Origin of the sequence: Prevotella ihumii (assembly GCF_900155655.1) — a bacterium.
GTDB classification, from domain to species: domain Bacteria; phylum Bacteroidota; class Bacteroidia; order Bacteroidales; family Bacteroidaceae; genus Prevotella; species Prevotella ihumii.
The window spans coordinates 2352417-2378411 of sequence record NZ_LT706987.1; the positions used below are offsets into that span (position 1 = coordinate 2352417).

The 25995-nt window shown below is 41.3% G+C and carries 20 protein-coding genes and 1 pseudogene; 14 read left to right on the forward strand and 7 right to left on the reverse strand.

Going from position 1 to position 25995, the window contains the following annotated elements:
- The first annotated feature begins 77 nt into the window (after window positions 1-77).
- From CZ367_RS10450 to CZ367_RS10460, 3 genes are all read left to right on the forward strand, one after another.
- The gene (locus tag CZ367_RS10450; protein WP_077196810.1) at window positions 78-899 is read left to right on the forward strand and encodes a GLPGLI family protein; all 822 of its coding nucleotides are present in this window, start codon (window positions 78-80) and stop codon (window positions 897-899) included.
- On the forward strand, window positions 896-3436 hold the full coding sequence (locus CZ367_RS10455; protein WP_077196811.1) for a hypothetical protein: 2541 nt from the start codon (window positions 896-898) through the stop codon (window positions 3434-3436). Before CZ367_RS10450 ends, CZ367_RS10455 begins: the two co-directional genes overlap by 4 nt.
- A 67-nt stretch (window positions 3437-3503) precedes the next feature.
- Window positions 3504-3695 carry a hypothetical protein gene (locus tag CZ367_RS10460; protein ID WP_077196812.1) on the forward strand — a complete coding sequence of 64 codons (192 nt, stop codon included), beginning with the start codon at window positions 3504-3506 and terminating at the stop codon, window positions 3693-3695.
- A 1022-nt stretch (window positions 3696-4717) separates the two neighbouring features.
- On the opposite strand, the gene cysS is transcribed toward CZ367_RS10460, so the two are convergent.
- The 6 genes and pseudogenes from cysS to efp all read right to left on the reverse strand — a co-directional run bounded on the left by cysS (window position 4718) and on the right by efp (window position 12339).
- Entirely contained in the window at window positions 4718-6205 is a 1488-nt protein-coding gene (gene cysS, locus CZ367_RS10465; protein WP_077196813.1) for a cysteine--tRNA ligase, read from the reverse strand.
- Between the two features lie 375 nt (window positions 6206-6580).
- Window positions 6581-9001 (reverse strand): annotated as a pseudogene (locus CZ367_RS10470) (TonB-dependent receptor).
- A 760-nt stretch (window positions 9002-9761) separates the two neighbouring features.
- Window positions 9762-9899 (reverse strand): hypothetical protein, encoded by a 138-nt coding sequence (locus CZ367_RS15945; protein WP_202613125.1) that lies wholly within the window; start codon window positions 9897-9899, stop codon window positions 9762-9764.
- Window positions 9892-10605: a RadC family protein gene (gene radC, locus CZ367_RS10475; RefSeq protein ID WP_077196814.1), complete on the reverse strand. Its 714-nt coding sequence runs from the start codon at window positions 10603-10605 to the stop codon at window positions 9892-9894. The genes CZ367_RS15945 and radC overlap by 8 nt, the downstream gene beginning before the upstream one ends.
- 5 nt (window positions 10606-10610) lie before the next feature.
- The gene (locus CZ367_RS10480; protein ID WP_077196815.1) at window positions 10611-11663 is read right to left on the reverse strand and encodes a glycosyltransferase family 2 protein; all 1053 of its coding nucleotides are present in this window, start codon (window positions 11661-11663) and stop codon (window positions 10611-10613) included.
- Window positions 11664-11772: 109 nt separating this feature from the next.
- Window positions 11773-12339: an elongation factor P gene (gene efp / locus CZ367_RS10485; RefSeq protein WP_077196816.1), complete on the reverse strand. Its 567-nt coding sequence runs from the start codon at window positions 12337-12339 to the stop codon at window positions 11773-11775.
- A gap of 219 nt (window positions 12340-12558) precedes the next feature.
- Between efp and rpmH the strand changes: the two genes are divergently transcribed.
- The 4 genes from rpmH (at window position 12559) to CZ367_RS10505 (ending at window position 15791) form a co-directional block, all read left to right on the forward strand.
- Window positions 12559-12714, forward strand: coding sequence for a 50S ribosomal protein L34 (rpmH, locus tag CZ367_RS10490; RefSeq protein ID WP_004354441.1), 156 nt, complete (start codon window positions 12559-12561; stop codon window positions 12712-12714).
- 126 nt (window positions 12715-12840) lie between these two features.
- Window positions 12841-13617, forward strand: a complete 777-nt coding sequence (locus CZ367_RS10495; protein ID WP_077196817.1) for a PASTA domain-containing protein — start codon at window positions 12841-12843, stop codon at window positions 13615-13617.
- A gap of 3 nt (window positions 13618-13620) precedes the next feature.
- The gene (locus CZ367_RS10500) at window positions 13621-14709 is read left to right on the forward strand and encodes an RluA family pseudouridine synthase (protein WP_077196818.1); all 1089 of its coding nucleotides are present in this window, start codon (window positions 13621-13623) and stop codon (window positions 14707-14709) included.
- Between the two features lie 86 nt (window positions 14710-14795).
- Complete coding sequence (locus CZ367_RS10505; RefSeq protein WP_077196819.1) at window positions 14796-15791, forward strand: D-alanine--D-alanine ligase; 996 nt, start codon at window positions 14796-14798, stop codon at window positions 15789-15791.
- 294 nt (window positions 15792-16085) lie between these two features.
- Here CZ367_RS10505 and CZ367_RS10510 read toward each other — a convergent pair whose 3' ends face one another.
- Window positions 16086-17039 (reverse strand): NAD-dependent epimerase/dehydratase family protein, encoded by a 954-nt coding sequence (locus tag CZ367_RS10510; protein WP_077196820.1) that lies wholly within the window; start codon window positions 17037-17039, stop codon window positions 16086-16088.
- A gap of 184 nt (window positions 17040-17223) precedes the next feature.
- Here CZ367_RS10510 and kbl point away from each other — a divergent pair, with 184 nt between their 5' ends.
- The 7 genes from kbl (at window position 17224) to CZ367_RS10550 (ending at window position 25782) form a co-directional block, all read left to right on the forward strand.
- Window positions 17224-18411 carry a glycine C-acetyltransferase gene (gene kbl, locus CZ367_RS10515; protein WP_077196821.1) on the forward strand — a complete coding sequence of 396 codons (1188 nt, stop codon included), beginning with the start codon at window positions 17224-17226 and terminating at the stop codon, window positions 18409-18411.
- Window positions 18412-18752: 341 nt separating this feature from the next.
- Window positions 18753-19088: a 30S ribosome-binding factor RbfA gene (rbfA, locus tag CZ367_RS10525; protein WP_077196823.1), complete on the forward strand. Its 336-nt coding sequence runs from the start codon at window positions 18753-18755 to the stop codon at window positions 19086-19088.
- Window positions 19089-19215: 127 nt separating this feature from the next.
- Entirely contained in the window at window positions 19216-20445 is a 1230-nt protein-coding gene (locus tag CZ367_RS10530; protein ID WP_077197431.1) for an FtsX-like permease family protein, read from the forward strand.
- 1009 nt (window positions 20446-21454) lie between these two features.
- A complete protein-coding gene (locus CZ367_RS10535; RefSeq protein WP_077196824.1) occupies window positions 21455-22234 on the forward strand; it encodes a DeoR/GlpR family DNA-binding transcription regulator in 780 nt (259 codons plus the stop codon).
- Window positions 22235-22288: 54 nt separating this feature from the next.
- The gene (locus CZ367_RS10540) at window positions 22289-23443 is read left to right on the forward strand and encodes an acyltransferase (protein ID WP_077196825.1); all 1155 of its coding nucleotides are present in this window, start codon (window positions 22289-22291) and stop codon (window positions 23441-23443) included.
- Window positions 23436-24107 carry a NigD1/NigD2 family lipoprotein gene (locus CZ367_RS10545; RefSeq protein WP_077196826.1) on the forward strand — a complete coding sequence of 224 codons (672 nt, stop codon included), beginning with the start codon at window positions 23436-23438 and terminating at the stop codon, window positions 24105-24107. Before CZ367_RS10540 ends, CZ367_RS10545 begins: the two co-directional genes overlap by 8 nt.
- 565 nt (window positions 24108-24672) lie before the next feature.
- Window positions 24673-25782, forward strand: a complete 1110-nt coding sequence (locus CZ367_RS10550) for a leucine-rich repeat domain-containing protein (RefSeq protein ID WP_077196827.1) — start codon at window positions 24673-24675, stop codon at window positions 25780-25782.
- The last annotated feature ends 213 nt before the right edge of the window (window positions 25783-25995 follow it).

Sequence of the window (25995 nt, forward strand, 5' to 3'; positions counted from 1 at the left end):
GGAATTTGTGGGGTTGGAATAAATTATGTATTTTTGCAGTCATATAGTACACAATTACGTTATACAATAAAACACCTATGAAATATAGATACAAAATAATACTCATATTTTTAGCTGCCGTGTTTAAACTAAGCTCTATTTGTGGACAAACAGACACGGCTACGCTAAAAATTAGTTATAAAGCAGCATTTAAGTCGTGTGTAGAACGTCCGCAGCTGTTCGATGATATGATATTATTGGTTGGAAAGCACAGCAGCAGTTTCTATTCTGCCACTAACATAACACAACAGCAGACATTAGACAGTGTGGTACAAACCACGGGCGGAAATCTTTCTCAGGTTCTAACAGCAAGTTCCAAGATGAGAGCAAGTTCTAAATTAGGACAACACTATGTGGTATTGAAGAACTATCCCATAGCAAACAAACTTACTTATACCACAGAACTTGTGGGGAATACAGCCTTTAAGTATGAGGAGGCTATGCCAACGTTAGAATGGGAACTTTTAGATGGCGACAGCATCATTGCCGAATATAGTTGCAACAAGGCAAGAACGGCTTTTCGTGGCAGAGTATGGACAGTATGGTATACGCCCGACCTTACCATAAGTGAAGGACCTTGGAAACTATGTGGATTACCAGGACTGATACTGAAAGCAGTTTCTGACAATGCCGAATATACTTTTGAATGCACAGGCATACAAAAAGGACATGGAGAAAAGATTGCTATTGCTAAGAAAAACTTTATAAATACAAATGCAGCCGACTTACAGAAACTCGAAGTTCTTACTGCTACCGACCCACAGGAAGCTATCATCAGACTCAAAGGTGTGCGTGGCAGCGGTAACATAAAGAAAAGAAAGTTGACTCCTTTGTTGATAGAAGATTTGAGCAAGAAATGAAGCAAGCATTTCTTATATGGTTAATTCTCTTGTCTGCCATTACGGCAAAAGGTCAAATACTTACAGGGCAGATTGTATCTACACAAAACACATCTGTTGAGCGTGCTGCCGTGTTTTTGAAAAACGAGAAACAAACCATAGCTTACACTTTTTCAAGCCCTAATGGTAGCTTTTCCATTGATGCCAAAGGAAAAGAGTTTCGCATAATAGAGGTAAGAAAGATGGGCTACGAAACAATATCTTTGTTCATATCTGATTTCAAGAATGGGCAACATATTGTATTGCAAGAGAAAACAAACGAACTGAAAGAGGTGGTAGTGAAGTCGCAGAAGGTACGCCAAGAAGGCGATACGCTTAACTACCTTGTCAATTCTTTTAAAACTAAGCAAGACAGAACCATAGCCGATGTATTAAAAAAAATGCCAGGAATAGCCATTAACGAAGATGGATCCATAGAATATCAAGGCAAGAAAATCAATAAGTTCTATATTGAGGGAATGGATTTACTTGGCGGAAAATATACACAAGCATCAGAAAACATTGATGTGGACAAAGTAAAGAAAATACAAGTCTTCGAGCGTCATCAACCAATCAAAGCATTGAAAAACACCAGTTTCAGTGAGCAAGCTGCACTGAATATCGTTTTGGGAGATGGCGCAAAGAACGTATGGACACATACCATAGACCTTGCTGTTGGTATGGCAATGGACAGGAAGTCTGACTTCCTCTATAACAATAGGCTTTTTTCTATGTTCTTCTCGCGAAAAGTGCAAAGTATCAGCATGTATAAAAGCAACAACACAGGTAAGAATATTGGACAGGAAGTGTCGCCAATGGCTGCCTATTTAGACGACTCTGCTCCCACAGACGGCGGAATTCTCGCCAATATTTCATTGCCAGCACCCGATATAGAGACTGATAGAAGCCGATTTAACCAAACACACCTGTTTGCTACAAATTGGCTTTTCAAGACAAAAGGCAACAACGACTTGCGACTACAGTTGGATGCAATGGTAGACAAGACTATACAAAGGCGAACAACTTCAACCATCTATACAATGGCAGGTAGCAAGGCAATTATGGAAGACGTGTCGGCACAAAGCCATCACAACGCACTCAATGCAGAGGTGCTGTACAAGCAAAATACGGATAAGCAATACCTTACCAATGATTTGCGAGGATATATGGACTTTGACCAAAGCGATGGTACATCGCTATTGAATGGTAGAAATACTCGCCAATATGTAAAGCCACGTCAACGCTATCTCACCGACAAACTTTCCTTCATCCGAAACCTTAACGGTAAACATTCTATTTCAGCGAATGCCTATCTCTCATTAAATTATACACCAGATTTGCTGTTGCTATCAAATGAAACTACCGAACGATTGGAAAAACATAGCATGTTGGGCGGATTTAATACTTATTGGGGACATAAAGTGGGCAAAATTCATCTGAACTACGATTTAGGAACAGATGCAAAATTACAACGAATGAACATCGAATATGATAGCATAAGTGCGAAACGAAGATATAGGGAATGGAGGAGTTTCGTTCGTCCTACATTCAGTTACAAGTCGAACAATATTCATCTCACAGCCAGTACACCGCTTTACTGGACAGAGCGATATTACGAAAGTCAGCATAAAAGCACGCTTACCATAGAACCACATTTATATATATCTGCTATGCCTACACCATCGTTAACGCTTATGGGTATCTATAACTATGCATGGCGACCTAATGAGTTTTCCTCAACGATAGACATTCCTTTGTTTACAGACTATATAACGATGCGACAAGGTTACGGGAAATTAGACTATACGCTGTCGCATTTTTTTAGAACCTCTGTAGAATATAAAGACGTGTTGAAAGGCTTCTTTGTCAATATAGGCTATAGCTTTACCAATATGCGAAACCAACGTATGTATTCGCAACGTGTTATAAACAACTCTTATCAGACGTTTGCAACAGATTTTACAGCAAATAGTACCACACATGGTATAGATGGACGAATGAGTGAAAGTTGGAACATTGCACATTTGACAACTATCCTTGGCTGTTCCTACAATTGGAGCAACTATAAGATGCTTATTGGAAATAGTTTTGTACCTTTCCAAACGCAATCTGCTAATATCTCTCTTTCCTTTTCGTTGCAACCTATTGAGTGGTTCTCCATAGAGGAGAAGAGTGTTTATCGTTATATAAGGCAACTATCAAAGGGTAATACAGCATTCAATATTGAACCCTTGCGTTCTTTCAGTCATCAGTTGAAGTGCTTTCTTATGCCTGGTAAATTCCAAATAGAGTGGAACAATGAGTTGTACCATAGCAACGACCATTCAGTCTCGTTCACATACTTTGCCGACATATCCGTATATTATCGTCGTAAACGTTACGAAATAGGACTTGTCTGCAATAATCTTCTGGGCAAGAATAAATACATCCGACAGCAAATAACCGACACTCAACAGATATATACAGCTACACAATTAAGGAGTAGAGATATTTTGCTGAAAATAATGCTATCATTGTAAAGATAAACAGGGCATCCAGTTATTATAAATAATTTAAAATCAAAAAGAAATAAAAAAAATATTTTCGTTGGCACTAGCTCTTAGTTTAGGAGTAGTTGCACCACAAACAGTTGCTGCTAAAAGTAGCTCCAAGATTGAAGTAACAGAAATCAAGCACCATGATGGTTATGATGAGGTTACCTTTAATGACGGAAGCTATGGCTTTTTATTTGAAGATGGTACATATACCATTTATATAAAGAAAGAAGGTGTTAAATGATCTTAGCAGTATTTCTTGATATTTGTAAACAATGGAATATCGAGAATTTATGCGTTACATTTAAGGTATGCCAAGAGTTTATTATGGCATACCTTAAATGTCTATGTACAATAGGGTAACTATATTTTAGTTTATCTTAAATTTATCATTAAATCTGACACGTCGTAGTCTTATCTGTAAAGTTCTGGCTGGTAGTATTTATAATATCCTTTTCTAATGATGGGAATTAGAAAAGTCATTGAAAACAGCGTCTTAGATCTTAATGGGTAGATAGGGGCTTATAAATTTCCTCCAACATCCTCTCCAAATCTGAAGACTTATAGAGTAGTATGACTAAGTACTACAAAAATATATTGTAAATCAATTACTTAACTTAAAATAGAATGTAGTAAGAAAAAAGATGAAAAAGTTTGGAGGGTAAAAACTTCAGAAAAGAGTTTTTCTTTCAACTACCATTCAAATATCATTCAAACAAACTATTGTCATTCAAACAAAAATTATTTAATCAACTCAATTAAAACATATCACAATGAAAGAAGAAGATTTACCGATATTCAAGCATTACGCAACAGCTTCTTACTTTATACTGCACGAATACGAAAAAGGAGTTAAAGCCTTGTTATATTAGGTTTTAACTCCTTTTTGATTATAGTTTTGAGCGATTGCCCAAATGGTGTTAACGAAACGATTTTTTAATGCAGGGGCTCGATTCATCGAGTTCCAAACACTCAATCTTCATTGTGAGGAACTCGATAAATCGAGCCCCTACGCCTTGCTAAACGTAGCTGTGTCTTAGGTGAAGTATCTGCAAAAGCCTTGAAATCTTTGTTTTGATTTTTTGTGGATTTTACCTATCCTACTTCCAAGTTACACCATCGAACTTTTTGGATTTATCTATCCAAATTCCCAATTACACCATCGAACGCTGTGGATTTTACCTATCCTACTTCCAAGTTACACCATCGAACTTTTTGGATTTATCTATCCAAATTCCCAAGTTACACCATCGAACGTTGTGGATTTTATCTATCCAACTTCCAAGTTACACCATCTTTGGTGTCTTTCACTTGGAAACCAGCTTCAGCCAATGCGTCACGAATTTGGTCGCTTACCGCCCAATCCTTGTTAGCCTTAGCCTTTGCGCGGAGGTCTAACACCATATCCACCACCTTGCCGTATGCTTCTTCACGTGCGTCATTGTTTGCGCCACGCTCGTTCATCAATCCGAGAATATCGAATGCAAAGAGATTCATCACTTCTGAAAGTTCTTTCAAGTCTTCAGCATTGATTTGTGCCTTATGGTCGATGAGCAAATTAACGATGTGGCAAGCCTCGAACAAAGACGAAATAACCCCTGGTGTCATCAAATCGTCGTTCATTGCGTCGTAACACTTCTGTCGCAATTCGCTTACAAACTTCTTTGTATTAGCGTCAGTTTCAGTTCCAACCTGAATACGGTTTAAGTCTTCTATACCGTTCATCATCTTTTCGTAACCCTTCTGTGCAGCCTGCAAAGCCTCGTTAGAGAAGTCTACCGTGCCACGATAGTGAGCTGAAAGAATGAAGAAACGAATGGTCATAGGGCTATAAGCCTGTGTCAGCGTGTCGTGCTTACCTGTAAAGAACTGATCCAATGTAATGAAATTGCCCAACGATTTACCCATCTTTTGTCCATTGATGGTAATCATATTGTTGTGCATCCAGTATTTCACCATATCATCGCCCTGTGAAGCAACCGCCTGTGCAATCTCACACTCGTGATGAGGGAACACCAAGTCCATACCACCTCCGTGAATATCGAAGTGCGCACCGAGATATTTCTTACCCATTGCTGTACATTCGCAGTGCCACCCAGGGAAACCATCACTCCAAGGTGATGGCCAACGCATAATGTGTTCAGGTTGTGCCTTCTTCCATAGTGCGAAGTCTACTTGGTTTTTCTTTTCGCCCACACCGCTCAACTCGCGAGTGTTGTTAATCATATCCTCGATGTTGCGACCCGAAAGCACACCATAGCGATGGTCTTTGTTGTATTTCACCACGTCAAAGTATATACTTCCGTTGCTTTCGTATGCATAGCCATTTGCCATTATCTGCTTCACCAACTCTTCTTGTTCAATGATGTGTCCTGTAGCGTGAGGCTCTATAGAAGGTGGCAATACATTGAGCATACGCATTGCATCGTGATAACGATTGGTATAGTGCTGTGCTATCTCCATTGGCTCAAGCTGTTCCAATCGTGCCTTCTTTTCTATCTTGTCATCACCTTCGTCAGCATCGTGTTCCAAGTGACCTACGTCTGTAATATTGCGCACATAACGCACCTTGTAACCTATATGTTGAAGATAACGGAAAAGAATGTCGAACGTAATAGAAGGGCGAGCGTGTCCCAAGTGTGGGTCGCCATAAACGGTAGGACCACAAACATACATACCCACATTAGGGGCGTTGAGTGGTTGAAAACGTTCCTTCTGTCTGTGCAACGTGTTGTATATTACTAAATTCTGCATAGTCAATGATATTTAAAATATGTAGGTGCAAAAGTACAAAATAAAATTTAGCTATACAAAGAAAAGGTGTATCGAACATTGCCGATACACCCTTTTTGTGTTTAGGCTGGTTCTATAAATTACCACCGCATATAGTCATTAAATTTTTATGACATACGTTTTGTTATCTTTTGGCTTCTTTTTGGTTCAAAATGTAAGTTCGTTCAGTCGTGTAGCTCGCTACACTCCTTTACTCTCTTGCATTTTGACCTCAAAAATAAGCTCAAAATCTAACAAAGCTAATTTATAGAACCAGCCTTTATAGCCTACGATAGCGAGGTCTATAAATTATTATGATGAGAGAAAAGTTAGCTGCTAACTCGCTACGAATAGCAATTACAGCGTAATGCTTACACCGCCATACCATGTAGCACCATAAACAGGAGCATACATAAAGGCTGCATCGTCGCCGTGCTTTTCGTCTTGCAGGTAGCTGAAGATGTTCTTACCACCAGCATAGATGTTGAATGAGCCAAAGCGTTTAGCTACACGAACATTCCAAAGTGTGAAAGCGTCAGTCTTCTTAATCTTAGAGTTTGCTTCTTCTTCAGAAACATAGTCGATGTACATCTTGCCTTGCAACGAACTTGTTACCGAGAAAGTCCAAGTATTAGGAGTATATTCAAGGGTCAAGTCGCCTGTCATACCTGGGAAACGAGAAATAAACTTGCTGTCTTTTGCGTACTTAGTTTCCTTCCAGTCGTCACGAATGTTCTTAAACTTGCCTTGGTTGATGGTCCAGTTCAATCCTGCCTTGAAGTCACGGAATGGATTCCACTTAGCTCCCAACTCGATACCTTGAACGTAAGCATCGTCAACGTTTTCCCATTGGTAAGTGTAACCAAACTTTTTCACTTCATCGGTTGCGTTAGCAAACTGAATTTTGTCCTTTAAGTCGGTGCGGAAGATGTTTGCGCTCAATTGGAAGTTCTTGCCATAGTAGTCGGCAGAGATGTTGTAGCTGATAGAGCGTTCGCCCTTGAGGCTTGACGACTTCCATACACGTGGTGAACCAGAGCAGAGGTGAAGGTCTTCAGAGAAACCATAAGGAGCACGGAAACCTGTACCAATGTTAGCACGAAGTACGAGTGATGGGTTTACAGAGTACTTGATAGCAAGACGGGGGTTGAACGAAGTCTTGTCGAACTTGGTCTTTGGGAAAGCCACGTCAGATACCTTCTGACTTGTAGCATACTCTTCGCCAGAGTGGTGGCTGTCAATACGAATACCGGGAACAACGGTCAAGTTAGGAAGTACGTTCCATTCGTCTTGAATAAAGAAGCCAAGTTCGTTAGCGTGCTTCTTACCAATAGATGTGTAAGGAATACCATAGTAAGGGTTGCCCTTTTCTTCTTCAGCAGAGATGATGTAAAGACCTGTTTCGCGCAGACGTGTGAAATAGCCTTGAACACCTGTCAACAAAGTGTGGTTGCCGAGGATAGAAGTGAAAGTGAGCGAAGGGGTAAATGTGTTCTCCTTAGCCAAGTATGGGCGCATCAACTCTACATCAGGACTTAACCCTTCAGGGTTTTTCGCATCAGTAGTAGCTTCCTTATAGTTTGAGAGGAAAGTATCGTTGGTAGCGTTACGCTTGTGATGAACGTAAGCCATAGCAAGATTGAATTCAGAGTGTGCACCTAAAGGCAATGTGTAGGCAAGGTCGGTAGAGAGACGATTGGTGCGAATATTCTCTGTACCTGAAGAATAAGGGTTAAGATACAAGTCGTTGGTCATTGTACCACCATAGCGGAGTTCGTCTAAAGCCTTGGTACGAATAACAAGTTTGTCGTTCTTTGCAAATGGACTGTAAATGTAAGCACTCAAACCTACATTGCTCATCAAGCTGTACACACGGTCAGAAATGCCGTCCTTCTTCTTCACCTCGTCACGAGTCAATCCATCTTTTGTAGCATCAATAGCGTCTTCTTCGGTGCGTTGTGCTGTGACGAGCAAACCTATGTTCTTGTAACGCATAGAACCTGAACCCTTGTAACTCTTATGACCGAAGTTACCAAACTGAACATCAGCAGTTACCAATGGTTCGAAGGTAGGTTCTTTAGAAATGATGTTGATAGCACCAGCTACAGCACTACTACCATAGAGAGCCGAGCCTGCACCCTTTACCACTTCAAGGCGGTCAATGTCGTTTGTACCCATCTGCTGCAAGCCGTAAACACCTGCAAGACCAGAATAGATAGGTTCGCCATCTACCAACACTTGTGTGTGTTCAGCACCCAAGCCCTGCATACGTACCATAGAGAAATTGCAGAACTGGCACTGCTGTTCTACACGAATACCGGGCACGCCTTCCAAAGCCTCAAAGAGGTTTTGCGCATTCTTGCGCTTGATAGCCTGTGAGGTGAGCACTTCAGTACGGATAGGCACATTCTTTACAAAGTGCTCTGTGCGTGTACCTGTTACTACCACTTGGCTAAGCTCCAAGGCGTCCTTATCCAATTGGAAGTAAGCACTTGTGCCTTTGCCTTTCTCCATTACCACTTCAAGTTCTTGTTCTTGATAGCCATCAAGTGTAGCTACTACAATTTGTTTACCTAATGGTAAGTCGGGTATCTTAAAGTGACCCGACGCATCACATTTGGTTTTCAGTGTTGTACCTTTAATGCTAATGGTAGCATAAGGGAGGTGTTAGCCTGTTTCTTTGGCTTTTACATGGCCAAAGAGCATTGCATCTGTGCCTTGTGCGAATGACACAACAGCACATAAAATGCTAATAAAAAGAATTGATATACGTTTCATTATGTTTATATTTAGTGTTGTGCAAAATTACTAACCTACGTATAGTTGGACAACACCTAAAATTGAGTAAATATTAAAGCATTTTAACGGTATAAATCTTTTAAAAAGTAGGAATATACTTAAATGTAATGATACTTTAAGGGGAGGTAAGAGCATTTTATGAACATAAACTTGTTTTTGTAAACTTATAGTTTGCATAAGGTTGTGTGTTCTGTGTATAAATATAGGGTGGAGCTTTCGTTTTTTACTGACGCCCCCCTTGTATACCTATTATATAAGGTGTTCGGTTTGTCACTTTGCTTTTTCCAATCTTCCTCTTTTGTAAGTGAGAATGTTAAATTCAACGCTCATATTTCTCGCATTTCTGTTCGAACGGAACGTGATGCAGAAAGTTGGGCTTAATGGGTGTGCATTTGTAAATGATTGATTTATTGATTATTATAAATATATTATGATAAGTGTGCAAAACGAAAGCCCTTTTATTGGGTAAATATAGGACTATTGAGGGTAAGAATAGAATAAAAAAGCGACAAATAATTGACATTTCGTTTGCTAAAGTTCAATGTTGGGCGTGTCAAAGTTCAACTATGGGGAGGTAAAACATATATGTTTGGCATTGTCATACTTAAACTTTGGGAATAGAAAAGTGGTGGATATGACATTTAGAACATAAAATAAGAATTTAAAACCAATGCTATTTTGTGAATTGAAATGTTAAAACGATACTTCCAAGCATTTGCGTCTTTGCGTCTTCCGTTTTTTAAGGAGTTAGAGCCAAATGTTTTGTGGCTGTGGTTTTGTCCGACCTGTCTGACCTGTCTGACCTGTCTGACCTGTCCGCCCCGTCTGACCCGTCTGACCCGTCCGACCTGTCCGACTTGTCCGACCAATTATCCAAAACTACCCCCACAAGCATTTAATCTGCCTTCCTCACGATACGAATAGTAATTACCATCAGTAATGATTACGTGGTCGAGGAAGTGGAGACGCATAAAGTCGCACGCCTGTTTTATGTTTCGTGTTATGATGTCGTCTGCAGGACTTGGAGTAGGGTTGTTACTAGGGTGATTGTGACAAATGGCAATCACGGTAGCGTTTTTAAGAATAGCTTCTTTCATCACCACACGCACATCTATGGCAGTTTCGGTAAGTCCGCCTTGCGATATGCGTTTGGCCTCTATGAGTTTAAAGTTGTGGTTCATCAGCAGTGCCCACGCCTCTTCCATATCTTGGTCTTGCAGCTTGGGGTGCATATAGTTGTAGATTGCTGTAGCCGACCCAAGGTCTTTGCGTTCGGCAACCATTGTGGCTTGGCGACGTTTGCCCAATTCGCAGGCAGCAAGAATAGTTACTGCCTTTGCCTCGCCTATGCCTATATAACGTGTTAGCTCGGAGATGGAGAGTTTGCCGAGGGTATTCAGATTGTTGTCGCAGTCGGACAGCACGTGCTTCATCAAGTCCACCGCACTCATTCGGGTAGACCCAGAGCCAATAAGAATGGCTAAAAGTTCAGCATTAGAGAGTGCCTCTGCCCCTTGGCGGAGTAGCTTCTCGCGCGGACGGTCTTCCTCTGCCCATTGATTGATGTTGAGCTTTGTTTCCATCACCGTTATTTATAGAAATTCTTTTCGTAGGCTGCAAACTCGCTTTTGCCCCTTACACAACGTTTCCACCACGCCTCTATGAAGCCAAATCCATAGCCCATAAGTTGCACAAAGGCGGCACGCACGCTAAGCAAGCCTATGTTGAGGCTCTTGTTTCGGATAGAACTATCTACTACGATAAGTAGGGCGTACAAGGCGATAGGACTAAGGGCGCATACGCAAAGGAGAAATCCAACAATAGAAGCAAATAGGAAAAGAGAGGGTGAAAACATAAGAACAACGCCTACAAGGAATAGCACCATAAGCGAAAGAACGCCTACGGTGAACACCATAGGGAGCAGGTGGACAAGTTTAAGGCTTTCGGGATACTTCTTATAAAGATTGATGCGGGCAATACCAGAATTGTACACCTGTCGCCAAAACTTTCGGAAGTCAGTGCGGCGTTTGTGCCATACCCACGCTTCGGGGAAGAGTCGGCAACGTTTGTCAGCTTTGAATATACGGATAGAGAAGTCTATATCTTCGCCAAAACGCATCTTGGAAAAGCCGCCTAACTCCATATATACATCACGGCGAATACCCATATTGAACGAACGAGGGTAGAATTTGTCCAACTTTTTCTTACCACCACGAATACCGCCTGTGGTGAAGAACGAAGTCATAGAATAAGAGATGGCTTTCTGCGTATCGGTAAACGAAGGGTGTGCAGCATCAGGACCACCGAAGGCATCTGCTGGTTCGCGGTTCAACTCTGCGGTTACAGCCGCCAAATAGCCTTTGGGCAGCACCACATCGGAGTCTAAGATGAGGAGATACTCGCCTTTTGCACGTTCAGCACCATAGTTTCGGCTTTGTCCCGGTCCTGAGTTGGGCTTGTTGTAATAGTGTATGTCGAGCTTGTTGCTGTACTTTTGGCATACATCTTGACAAGGCACACTCGACCCATCTTCTACTATTACTACCTCAAAGTCGGTCTCCTCTTGTGTAAGCAAACTTTCTAAGAGTTCGTCTACCTCGTCTGGGCGATTGTAAACAGGAACAATGATGCTGTATTTCATATAGGTTAGAGAATTAAAAAGAAAAAAGGTGGAGAACGAAATGATGGTCTTGCAAGCCTTATAGGTTCACTTTCCAATCGTTTCGTTTTCCACCTTAAAGAGTTATGTATTATCCGTTTACACGACCAAGGTAACTACCGTCGCGAGTGTCAATTTGAATGGTTTCACCCTCGTTGATGAACAAAGGAACACGTACCACTGCACCTGTTTCAAGTGTTGCAGGCTTTGTAGCATTGGTAGCAGTGTTGCCCTTTACGCCAGGTTCGCTGTGTGTGATGGTCAATGTAGTCTTAACAGGCATTTCAGCTGAAAGGATTGTGCCATCTGAAGTGTCGGTAACAACTTCTACAACGTCGCTTTCTTTCATATATTCTGCACCTGTAATCTGATGCAAAGGAATAGGAATCTGCTCGAAAGTCTCTTGGTTCATAAAGATGTAACCAGTTGAGTCCTGATACAAGTATTGGTAAGGACGACGCTCAACACGTACGTCTTCCAACTTGAAACCTACTTGGAATGTACGTTCGAGCACACGACCATCGGCAACATTCTTAAGCTTTGTAATCATAACTGTATTGCCCTTACCTGGCTTTCTGTGCTGAAAATCGATACAAGTCCAAATCTTACCATCAAGACGGATACAAGTTCCGATTTTGATTTCCTGTGAATTAATCATAATTTCTTAATATGTAAATTGTTATTTATTGTTTTAATACAAAAGCATTACTGCGCTGCAAAGTTACACAAATTATAGAAAAAACATAAATTATTTGCCTAAAAATCAATGTTTTCTTGGTTATTTCAAAAAGATTAAGTAATTTTGCAGCCCGTAACGTTGGACTAACATCTGGCGGTAGCTCTATATGCATAATAACAAATAAAATAGGATAGAACAATGAAAAGAACATTTCAGCCTCACAACCGCCGTCGTGTAAACAAGCACGGCTTCCGCGAAAGAATGGCAACAAAGGACGGCCGCCGCGTATTGGCAGCACGTCGCGCTAAAGGTCGCAAGAAGTTAACAGTATCTGACGAGCACCACGGAAAGTAATTCCGCTGCACGGAAGAGAATTGAAACTAAAACGGAAAGAAGTAAGGAACAATCTTTGCTTCTTTCCGTTTTTTTGTTTACCTTTGCCACATTATTATATAATATAAACAGATACGAAGGTTTTAGATGTTAAAAGGTTCGCTACAAAAAATATTCAGTACTTATCTCTGGGGCAACGTTTTAGCGATAACGATTATCGTTATACTGCTCTCCTTGGGCGTAAGAGACGGAATTGATTATTACACACATAAGGGAGAATCGATTGTGGTGCCGAATGTTATTCACAAGCAGTTGGATGATGCCAAAGATATAATGGACAAGGTGGGACTAACCATTGAAGTTACCGACACGGGATATGTAAAGAACCTACCCCCTGATTGTATTTTGGAACAGACACCTGTAGGCGGAAAACGTGTGAAATCGACACGTGTGATATATGTTACCATCAATGCAGCAAGTGCGCCAACGTTGGAATTGCCCGACTTGGTAGACAATAGTTCGCTGCGTGAGGCTCGTGCGCTATTGCTCTCAATGGGCTTTAAGGTGGGCGAACCTGAATATATCCCTGGCGAAAAGGACTGGATATATGGCATTAAGGTGAACGGAAAGCAGGTACAGGCTGGCGATCATATTCCAAACGATGCTTTGGTGATAATCCAAGTAGGAGATGGCACACGCGATGCGGCGGACACAACGAGCTTGCACCCAGTGGTAGAGTATGATGAGGTGGAAGTGGAAGAACCTGAATATGAGTACGAATACGAATGGGTGGAAGTGCCTGTGGACGAAAATGGTAACGAAATAAAAGAAGGAAATGGTGGTAAACCGCACATTGTTCCGTCAGTACCAACGCCAAAGGCAACAGAACCAAATGAAAATAACGGCTCTAAACCCACAAATTAAGATATGATAGAAGAAGAGGATTTCCTTCCTGAAGAGCTGATGGACGACGATTTGTTGGCTGACGCTTCGAATGATAACGGGGGCGGACTATACGAACATTTCCGTGTAGTGGTAGATAAGGGACAGGATGCAGTGAGAATAGACAAGTTTCTGTTCGAACGTATGCAGCACTCCAGTAGAAACCGCATACAGAAAGCAGCGGACGCAGGCTTTATTCACGTGAATAATGTGCCTGTGAAAAGCAATTATAAGGTGCGCCCAGAGGACGTTATCACGCTGATGCTCGATCGACCTAAGCACGACAATACGATAGAGGCGGAGGATATTCCGCTCGATGTGGTGTACGAGGACGATGTACTAATGGTGATTAATAAGCCCGCAGGGCTGGTGGTTCACCCTGGTGCTGGCAATTTCCACGGTACGCTAATTAATGCCATAGCGTGGCATCTGAAAGACTTAGAAAGTTTCGACCCTAACGACCCTGAAGTGGGCTTGGTGCATAGAATTGATAAAGACACAAGTGGTTTGTTGCTCATTGCGAAGACGCCAGAAGCCAAGACGCATCTTGGCAAACAGTTCTTCAACAAGACCACTCATCGAAGTTATAACGCTTTGGTGTGGGGCAACTTCACCGAAGAGGAAGGTCGCATAGAAGGCAACATTGGTCGTGATCCTAAAGATAGATTGCGTATGACGGTGTTTCCGACCGATTCGGGAATTGGAAAAAGTGCCGTAACGCATTTTAAAGTGTTGGAACGCTTTGGCTATACTACGCTCATTGAGTGTGTGTTAGAGACAGGTCGCACCCATCAGATACGTGCCCACTTGAAGCATATAGGGCATCCGCTCTTTGGCGATGAACGATATGGAGGAACTGAAATATTGCGTGGACAGCGCACAAGTAGTTATAAAGCATATATTCAAAACTGCTTGAAGCTCTGCAATCGTCAAGCCTTACACGCCCGAACACTCGGTTTTGTACATCCCAAGACGGGCGAACAGATGGACTTTACAAGTGAGTTGCCCGATGATTTAGGACAGGTGATACAGAAATGGCGCACCTATATCAATGGCAAAGATGAATTAGAATAAGGCTTAAAAACCAAAATAATAAACCAAAAGGGCTGTTGAGCATCGAAGAAACATTGCTTGCAGCACATAGATAAAAGAAGAAAAAGATGAAAAATAGCAAGCGCACAATTGCCATTGTTTGTGGTGGCGACTCTTCAGAACACGACGTTTCTCTCCGCTCGGCACAGGGATTGTATTCTTTCTTTGATAAAGAGAAGTACAATGTGTACATCGTTGATGTGAAAGGAACGGATTGGAAGGTTAATCTTGATAATGGAAATACAACCCCTGTGAACAGAAGTGACTTCTCATTTGTTGAGGGTGAAGAGACTGTATTCTTCGACTATGCATATATTACCATTCACGGACGCCCAGGCGAAAATGGTATTATGCAAGGCTATTTTGAACTCATCAACCTTCCATACTCTACTTGTGATGTGCTTACATCGGCACTTACGTTCGATAAGTTTGTATTGAACAGATACTTAAAGTCGTACGGAATAAACGTGCCAGAGAGTATTCTGTTGCGCATAGGAGACGAGTATGACGAACGTGAGATAGAAGAAAAGATGGGTATGCCTTGCTTCATAAAGCCTGCAACCGATGGCAGTAGCTTTGGCGTATCGAAGGTAAAGAATGCTGACCAAATAGCTCCAGCACTTAGAAAAGCATTTATGGAGAGCCCTGAGGTAATGGTGGAAGGTTTCCTTGATGGTACAGAAATAACCCAAGGTATCTATAAAACAAAGGAAAAGTCTGTACCTTTCCCAATTACAGAAGTGGTTACAAGCAACGAGTTCTTCGATTACAACGCTAAATACAATGGTGAAGTAGACGAGATAACCCCTGCCCGTATTAGCTCAGAGTTGGCTGAAAAGGTAACAGCCATCACTTCACGCATCTACGACATATTGCACGCAAACGGCATTATTCGTATCGACTACATCATAACCAAGGACGCAGAAAGCAACGATGTTATCCATATGCTTGAAGTGAATACAACCCCTGGAATGACAGCCACAAGCTTTATTCCACAGCAGGTGCGTGCTGCAGGATTGGATATTAAAGATGTATTGAGCGATATTGTAGAAAATCAGTTCTAAAAGGGTTGTTATTAACTTTCACGAGGCTAAGTCTTATCTCTGCGAAGTTAAGTTTTTCTCTTGTCAGAAAAGTCCGAATGGTCAGACAAGTCCAACCTGTCCGACACATCCCCCCCCCTCCGACAACCCTACATCTTTCACCAAAAGGAAATCAATCCTTACCAAATAAAAAGAGGAAACACCTATGATTGGCGTTTCCTCTTTTGTTTTGTACCATTATAAAATATATACGAAGCAACTTTTATGTTATGCGTATATTTTCAAACGGTGTATGTTTCTTATGCAGCTATATGCTTAGAGAAGCTTCTTACTCAATTGTTCCAACATATCAACTGTCATACTCTGGAGGTCGTACTTAGGCTTCCAATTCCACTCGTTGCGAGCACAAGAGTCGTCAAGACGGTCTGGCCAGCTGTCAGCGATGCCCTGCTTCAATGGGTCAACATCGTAAACCATTTCGAAATTAGGCTTGTGCTTCTTGATTTCAGCAAAGATTTGTTCTGGCTCAAAGCTCATAGCAGCCACATTGAAACCATTGTGGTGGATAAGCTTAGTTGGGTCAGCTTCCATCAATGAGATAGCAGCGTGCAATGCGTCAGGCATATACATCATATCCATATAGGTGCCTTTGTTGATTGGACAAACAAACTTTTCGCCCTTAACAGCTGAGTAATAGATGTCTACAGCATAGTCTGTTGTGCCACCACCTGGAGGTGTTACGTATGAGATGATACCTGGGAAACGTACCGAACGTGTGTCTACACCATACTTCTTCTGATAGTAATCAGAGAGCAACTCTGTAGTTACCTTTGATACACCATAGATTGTTCCAGGGCGTTGCACAGTGTCCTGTGGTGTCATATCACGAGGAGTGCCAGGACCGAACGACCCGATAGAACTTGGAGTGAACACTGCGCAATTGTTCTCACGAGCAATTTCGAGGATGTTCCACAAACCATCAATTCCAATCTTCCAAGCCAAACGTGGCTTACCTTCAGCAACTACTGACAGCAAAGCAGCGAGGTTGTAGATAGTGTCGATGTTGTACTTCTTTACAACAGCATCAATCATTTCAGGGTTGGTAACATCGCACTCTGCTGAAGGACCTCCTTCGAGCAATTCGCCTGTAGGTTCTGCACCCTTAATAAAACCTGCAACAACGTTGTTGCCACCATAAATACTGCGTAATTCTCTTACAAGCTCTGAACCGATTTGACCAGTAGAGCCAATTACCAAAACATTTTTCATATTATTATCTTAATAGATTTTGTATTCTAAAGCACAAAGTTAAATACTTTTTGGCTTAATTTAGGAATTAAAAGTATTAATGTTGTATAAAATTATTGGTTACGACAAAAAAAGTAAGGCTACGACTTCTTTTTCTCAAAAAATATGAGTTCCTTTGTACTTGAAAAATTTAAAATCTATTGTTATGTATGGTAAAATGAAAGAGCATCTCTGCAAGACAATTGCAGAAATCAAAGATGCAGGTCTCTACAAAGAAGAACGCCTAATCGAAGGACCACAGGAAGCTGCTATTACTGTGAAAGGCAAGGAAGTGTTGAACTTCTGTGCAAACAACTACCTTGGTCTCTCTAATCACCCAAGACTGATTGAAGGCTCAAAGAAGATGATGGACGAACGTGGCTTTGGTATGTCGTCAGTACGTTTCATCTGCGGTACACAAGACATTCACAAAGAACTTGAAGCTGCCATCTCTGAGTATTTCAAGACAGAAGACACTATCCTTTACGCTGCTTGTTTCGATGCAAACGGTGGTGTGTTCGAGCCATTGCTCACCAACGAGGATGCTATCATCTCTGACTCATTGAACCACGCTTCAATCATTGACGGTGTACGTCTTTGCAAGGCTAAGCGTTATCGTTACGCTAACGCAAATATGGAAGAACTTGAGAAGTGCTTACAGGAAGCTCAAGAACAGCGTTTCCGCATCATCGTTACCGATGGTGTATTCTCAATGGATGGTAACGTTGCTCCTATCGACAAGATTTGCGACCTCGCTGAAAAGTACGATGCACTCGTAATGGTAGACGAAAGCCACTCTGCAGGTGTCGTTGGTGCTACTGGTCACGGTGTAAGCGAACTCTGCAACACTTACGATCGTGTAGACATCTATACAGGTACATTGGGTAAAGCATTTGGTGGTGCACTTGGAGGTTTCACTACAGGTCGTAAGGAAATCATCGAATTGCTCCGTCAGCGCAGCCGTCCATATCTCTTCTCTAACTCTTTGGCACCAAGCATCATTGGCGCAACACTCGAAGTGTTCAAGATGTTGAAGGAAAGCAACGAGTTGCACGACAAGTTGGTTGAAAACGTTAACTACTTCCGCGATAAGATGATGGCAGCAGGCTTTGACATTAAGCCAACTCAGAGTGCTATCTGTGCAGTAATGCTTTACGATGCTAAGCTTTCACAAGTTTACGCTGCTAAGATGTTGGAAGAAGGCATCTACGTTACAGGTTTCTACTATCCAGTAGTACCAAAGGGCGAAGCTCGTATCCGTGTTCAGCTTTCTGCTGGTCACAACCGCGAACATCTCGACAAGTGTATCAATGCTTTCATTAAGGTTGGTAAAGAACTTGGCGTATTGAAGTAATTCGCACGAATATACAACATTTATATAATAAGGTGAACACCTTTTGTAGCTAACTGCTGCAAGGGTGCTCACCTTTTCTTTTTTATCCTAATTTAACCCTCCTTGGCACATCTTCTCCTCCTTCCTTTGTCCAATAAATACGGGTGATAATTTGGGTATGTGCAATAATTGCAATATCTTTGCATAAGATATAGCTGCACTCGGCAATTTGTAAACAAGTTTACATTGCGCTCGCTTGCAATATCTTTGCATAAGATATAGCTGCACTCGGCAATTTGTAAACAAGTTTACATTGCGCTCGCTTGCAATATCTTTGCAAAACGTTTTATACATCTATAATAATGCAAGAAACAAGACAAAACCGCATAGCCCGACTTCTTCAGAAGGAGTTAGCAAGTATTTTTCAAAGCCAAACACGTGCTATGCACGGCGTATTGGTAAGTGTAACACGCGCAAAAGTAAGTCCAGACCTTGGCATTTGTACTTCGTATCTTAGTATTTTCCCATCTGATAAGGCAGACGAGATACTTCAAAATATCAATGCTAACGAGAAAAGTATTCGGTACGAATTGGGGCAAAGGGTGCACAACCAATTGCGCATCATTCCCGAATTGCGTTTCTTTATTGACGACTCGTTAGATTATATTGAGCGCATTGACGAATTATTAAAGAAGTAAGGAGCTATTGTCAGACCAGTCGGACAAGTCAGACCAGTCGGACAAGTCGGACAAGTCGGACAAGTCAGACCAGTCAGACCAGTCAGACAAAAATCGCAAAAAACTCCTAACATTCCTCCCCTCGCCTATGAACTTTCCTTTCTACATAGCTCGTCGTTACCTCTTTTCAAAGAAGAGTACACACGCTATCAACATTATTAGCCTCATCTCTGTAATAGGTGTGGCAGTGGCTACAATGGCGTTAGTGGTGGTGCTAAGCGGATTTAACGGGTTTGCCGACCTTGTAGCAAACCTCTTTACCAACTTCGATGCGCAAATAAAGGTAGAAACCATAAAAGGAAAAGCCATACCCGAAGACGACCCTATCATTACCCGTATAAAAGCTTTACCCGAAATAAAAGTAGCTACAGCCTGTGTTACCGACCAAGCATTGGCTACCTATCAGGGCAAACAAATGATGGTAATGGTAAAAGGAGTAGACGATAGTTTCGACTCGCTTACACACATCAGCGACATTCTCTATGGCGATGGCGATTTTAAACTGCACACTGCCAACCTCGACTATGGCGTAATAGGCATAGGCGTAGCGCAACAGCTCAACACCTCTATTCAGTGGAACGACTATCTGCACATCTATGCACCACAGCGTGAAGGTCAATACGATGCGTCCAACCCCACCAATGCCTTTGTGGCAGACTCGCTGCTCTCGCCCAACTGTGTATTCCAAGTGAAGCAAGGCAAGTATGACAACAACTATATCATTACCTCAATAGCCTTTGCCCGCCGTTTGTTCAATCGACAAGGAGAAATAACCTCATTAGAACTCCGACTGAAAGCTGGCAAAGACATCGATAAGGTGAAAGAACAAATCAACCGCATAGGCGAAGGCAAAATCGTAGCCAAAGACCGCTACGAACAGCAAGCCGACACCTTCAACATTATGCGCATTGAGAAGCTCTTTGCCTACGTTTTTCTTACCTTTATATTAATGGTGGCGTGTTTCAACATTATCGGTTCGCTCTCAATGTTGATGATCGACAAGAAACACGACACACAAACCCTCCGCAACCTTGGTGCTACCGATAAGCAAATCATACAAGTATTCCTCTTCGAAGGGCGAATGATTTCTGCTGCAGGGGCTATCATTGGCATTGCCTTGGGCTTGCTGCTATGTTGGCTACAGCAAACTTACGGACTTGTACGATTGGGCAACCAAGCAGGCAACTTTATTATCAATGCCTACCCCATTAGCGTTCACGCTACAGACATCATCGGCATCTTCGTCACAGTTATCATTGTGGGCTGGCTCTCTGTGTGGTATCCTGTGCGTTATATGAGCAAAAGAATAGAGAAATAAGAGTTTTGATCATTTGCGGTGGTTATGAGTGCGATTTATTCGAATATATCGATTGCATCGATGATATCAAATCAATCGCCCCCTACACCTTTTTCCTCTCTTCTCATTTTAACCCAAATCGGTCGTTAGAATGAGAATGTATTTTGCGATTATGTTGAGATTTATTTTGCATATATCAAAGGAGCATAGCGGGCTATGTGACTGCAGATATAGGTAAAATAAAGCCAAAATAAGACAAAAGACATCTCATAAGTTTCAAAAATAATAAAGTAAGCACCTAAACTGGTCTAACGACCGATTTGGTTTTAACATTTTAATCACGCAAATAAATGTGTTTTAAACATAACATTTTATAGTTTAAAACTCCTTTCTTCGTGTTCGTGATTGCCAAAGTTAAACTTTGAGCCACCCAAACATATATGTTTTACCCTCCCAAAGTTTAACTTTAGCACGCCCAAAGGACAACTTTCACCCGCTTAAAAACCAATAAAGAAGGCTTATTCTGTTCTTTTTGTCTTTATTTAAGCTCTGTACTTACGGCAAAAAGCCTTTGCATTTTTGCACATTTATCGTGCATTCTTTATAAGTTGTTGTTGGTCAACAACTTGCTTTTGCACACGAAATAAGCCGCATTTTCTGTATCTTTCTTCTATCGAACGTAAATACGCAAAATATGGCCTACCTATTTAACACTTTTAGTTTCAAAATAAGAGAAACAGAAAAGATAAGTGGATAAACAAGCGACCCTGTAATGCAGCCATACAAGCGGAATATGATAAAAAAACAAATCATCCCCCTCTCTTATCGTACCCACTTGCACCTACAACAAAGAGCTGTAACCCGAGTAAGTGTGTTAAAGTATATATAAATACAGCTAAAATTCAGAAAAAATGATTTAACTTTGTTGCAACAAGTCATAAACAACGACTTGTTCAGCCCAAAATGTTTTATTGATATAGCGATAAACATTGGGTGCTATATAAGCTTTATCACAGACAATTTAAAAACTATGACAAAGGAAGAAAGGCACAACGCCATATTAGAACAACTCCTAAAAAAGGCACCAATATTGGTTTCAGAGTTGGCAGAAACACTTGACGTATCGCTGGTTACAATCCGAAAGGACTTAACCGAGTTGGAAAATATGGGCAAGCTTTACCGCAGCCACGGAAAAGCTATAGCTATCAACCCTTTCACCATCAATCGCACTGTAAACGAGAAAGAAAAGCTTGCACCCGAAGAGAAACACGCCATAGGGCACGAAGCAGCAAAGCTAATCGAAGCAAACGACTTTATCATCATAGGTTCAGGCACCACTGTTCAGGCATTTGCACGCGCCATTCACCCCACCGAGTCGCTAACAGTAGTAACTGCATCGCTCCAAACGGCTCTTGTATTGAGTCAAGACAAGAATATAGAGGTGATGCAGCTTGGCGGCACTGTGCGCACAAGCAGTCAGTCGGTAGTGGGCGACTATAGCGAAATGCTCCTCAACGATTGTACAGCAAGCAAGGTTTTCCTTGGCGTTGACGGTATAGACCTCGATTACGGATTTACCACAACCGACCTTCGCGAAGCACATCTCAACAAAAAGATGATGCAAGCAGCACAGAAAACCATCGTTATAACCGATTCGTCGAAATTTGGCAAACGAGGTTTCGCAAAGATAGGCAACATAGAAGACATCGACATCGTTATTACCGATACACACGTTTCGGATATTGACGTGAAGCGATTGGAAGAGATGGGCATACGTGTGATAAAAGCACAATATCGCACAATGTTATAACCCATACTCCATAAATAGTCCTTATAAATACAGACAAATAAAATATTATAGGATATGAAAACACCATCTGAGTTTGACGACATTCGTCCTTTTGAAGGAAGTGAACTACCCGAAGTCTACGACAGACTATTGGCAAACGAGCAATTCCAAAAAGTTTTAGGGTTCTTATACCCCGACGTGCCTTTCGAGGTTGTAGCACAACGAATGCGCCAATGCAAGACCAATATGGAATTTCAATTGGCTTTTTGCTACACGTTCCTAAACAAACTATTGGCTAAAGCCAGCAAGGGGTGTGATATGGACTCATCAAGCATTGACAACACTCGATGCTACACCTTTATGAGCAACCACCGTGACATTGTATTAGATGCGGCTTTGCTCGACAAACTGCTTATTGACGCCAAGTTTACCACCACTTGCGAAATAGCCATAGGCGACAACCTGTTGTCATTGCCTTGGGTGTTGGACATTGTGCGATTGAACAAGAGCTTCATCGTAAAGCGTGGACTCTTAGCCCGTGAGCGAATGGAGTCGAGCATCAAACTATCTAAGTATATGCACTACGCCATTAGCGAGAAGCAAGAAAGCCTATGGATAGCACAACGAGAAGGACGTGCCAAAAACTCGGACGACAAAACACAGAAAGCTATCCTTAAAATGTTGGCACTTGGAGGTGAAGGAACAACACTCGAAAAGTTGCAACAGTTGCACATCGTACCATTGACCATATCATACGAATACGACCCTTGCGACTATCTTAAAGCGGCGGAATTTCAAGCAAAACGCGACAATCCTGATTGGAAAAAAGGACCTATGGACGATGTTATGAGTATGCAAACAGGCATTATGGGCTACAAAGGGCATATACACTATCACGCTGCGCCTTGCTTAGATAGCTATATAGAGCTTTTGAAACAAAGAAAAGAACCTACATCTAAGCTCTTAGACGAGTTGTGTTTGCATATCGACAGAGAAATACATCGCAACTACCGACTTTACCCCGTGAACTATATTGCCTTAGACGAACTCAATGGCACACCAGCACACAGCGATAAGTACACCCCAGAGGATAAGGCTATGTTTAAAAAGTATATAGATGGGCAGATCGCAAAGATAGAATTGCCAAACAAAGACGAAGAATATTTGCGAAAAAACATACTCGAAATGTATGCCAACCCTACTATCAACTACTTAAAAGCAAATGCGTAAACTACTCATTGCCCTTATAGGAACGATTACACTTACAGCCTGCACAAACGAAGCCTATCAGACGGGCGACTCAGCTTTGTCCTATTTGACTACCGAGTTTGTGGAAGCACATACCAATGGCGATGCGATCATCACCTATGGCATTACCGATAAGGGCGACAGCATACCTTTCAGCAAACCCATAAAGCCGAGTTGGGCTAAACAGCCCGACTCGCTTTACCGCTGTTTGCTATTCTATAAAAATCAAGATATAGCCAAGCAGGTAATCATACTATCACGCCTTTCGGTGTTGCGTATAGGCTTGCCACACGACGAAGATGCTGTACACGCCACAGACCCCTTAGGCTTTGAAAGTGGGTGGGTAAGCGAAAACAAGAAATACCTAAATCTGTGTGTTGCCATAAAAACAAGTAAGCCCAACGAAGATGGTACCCGACATCAACTATCGGTGGTGTGCAATGACGTAAAACAATTTTCAGGGGGAACAAAAACCTACTACTTGGAGCTGAAACACAATCGCAATAACATCAGCGAATATTACACACAGAAGGTGTACTTGAGCATTCCTATTCACTACATAGAAGCGGGAAGCACTATAAAAATGAATATCAATACATATCAAGGTGTAATAGAAAAAGAATTTAGATTGAGCGTGGCGAAATAGTGCCAGGCTCTGAGATAGTCTGTAAGTTAGCCAAGAGCCTTGGCTACAGCTGAGTATTGATTAAGAATTGAGACTAAGATGGTATTCTGATGCTGTCTTTAATGATTACATTTAGCCCTGGGTCTCAGGCTAAGCTGCCTCTTGTGCGTGAGCATAGGAGGAAGTCTTGCTATAAGAGCTATACACACCGACAGCCCTCCCTTCGATACTTGAAGAGGGGGCTGTTGTGTACAGAGGAAAAGGTGATGTGTGTGCGTTAAATGTAAGTTCGTTCAGTCGTGTAGCTCGCTACACTCCTTCACGCTCTTGCATTTTGACCTCAAACATAAGATCAAAATCTAACAAAGCTAATTTATAGAACCAGCCTAAATGGTTTTTCGGATTATATAATTACAATGGATAGTCATAATACCTTATTTTAGGTATTGTGCAAATTACCCTATTTTAGGTATTGTGCAAATTAAGGGGTGTCTGTATATTTGCACCAATATTTTCTTAAACTCTTATTGGGTCTAATTGTCAATCAAGTTTAAGATATTGAAGTAAATAACTTAATTAAAAAAGTATGAAAAAATTTTACTTATTGTTAATCATTTGTAGTATGTTCTTTGCATCTGCAAGAGCAGAAATAGGAGAAGGAGTTATAAAAATCAAGACCAACAAACCCATAGGTAAGAATATCAAAATGGAGATTCTCATCTATGGTGGCTTGGATGCAGAAGGCGAAGTTCGGGATGAAGATCCTACTGAGGGGAAAAACATTTCATTTGAAGGTGCTACCGTAACATGGTCAAACGGAATGAAAATTATACTGAAGATAAATTCTCCAGAAATAACTATTCATGGTAAAGTGGATTATTTAACTATCGTAAATCAAGAATTGGTTGAAATTGACGTGAGCAAAGCCGATGAGCTACATGAACTGAGAATCAATGAGAATCCTATCCAAAGCCTTGATATTAACCAAGCACCAAAACTAAAAGTACTTTGGGCAAGTTACTGTAAAGATCTTAGTGATGTAAAAATGGATAAAGCCGATAAAATCACAAGTATATCATTGCAGGGTACTAAGATTTCTTCTATTGATTTGAGTGACAAACCTTTAATCACAAATTTGAATCTTGGTGAAAATCCTCTCTTAAAATCTATTGATGTAACAAGGCTTCCACTTCTTGAAGAATTGTGGATAAACGCCAATGGTATAAACAGTCTTGACGTTTCAAAGAATCCTAAACTCAATCACTTAGAATGTAGCAGAAACAAACTTACAGAACTGAATGTTACCAACAACACCAAATTGGAAGCTTTCTTCTGCTGGGGTAATCAAATCAAGGGTGAAGCAATGGACAAACTAATTGCCTCATTGGTACAAGAAAGCGGTGATACAAAGCGTGAGTTCTGTGTTTACAACAAGTTGTATGCTGACGAAGGTAATGTTCTTACCAAAGAACAAGCAGCAGCGGTAAAGGCGCGCGGATGGATTCCAAAGCAGGCGATAGGCTCTATGGAATTCTTTATGTGGGAAGAATACAAGGGTGTTCCAGCAGGTATTGAGAACCTGACTATTCAGAAAGAAGATAAGGGTGCATGGTACGATCTCAACGGACGTAGAATAGAAAAGCCATCTGCTAAGGGTATTTATATCCACAATGGTAAGAAAATACTTGTCAAATAATTCAAAATATTAAACTGTTTCGACTCCGAAGTGCCATTGCTTACCTATTCATAAAAGATAACAATGGACTTTGGAGTCTTAATGTTTTTTTGAAAAGCTATGGAAAGAAACTTTTCAAGATAACTTTTTAAAATTATAATAGGTGTTCAGAATGAAAGTGAAAGAAGAAGAATATATATATAATTATGAACACCGACTTAAAACTAAGCTGTA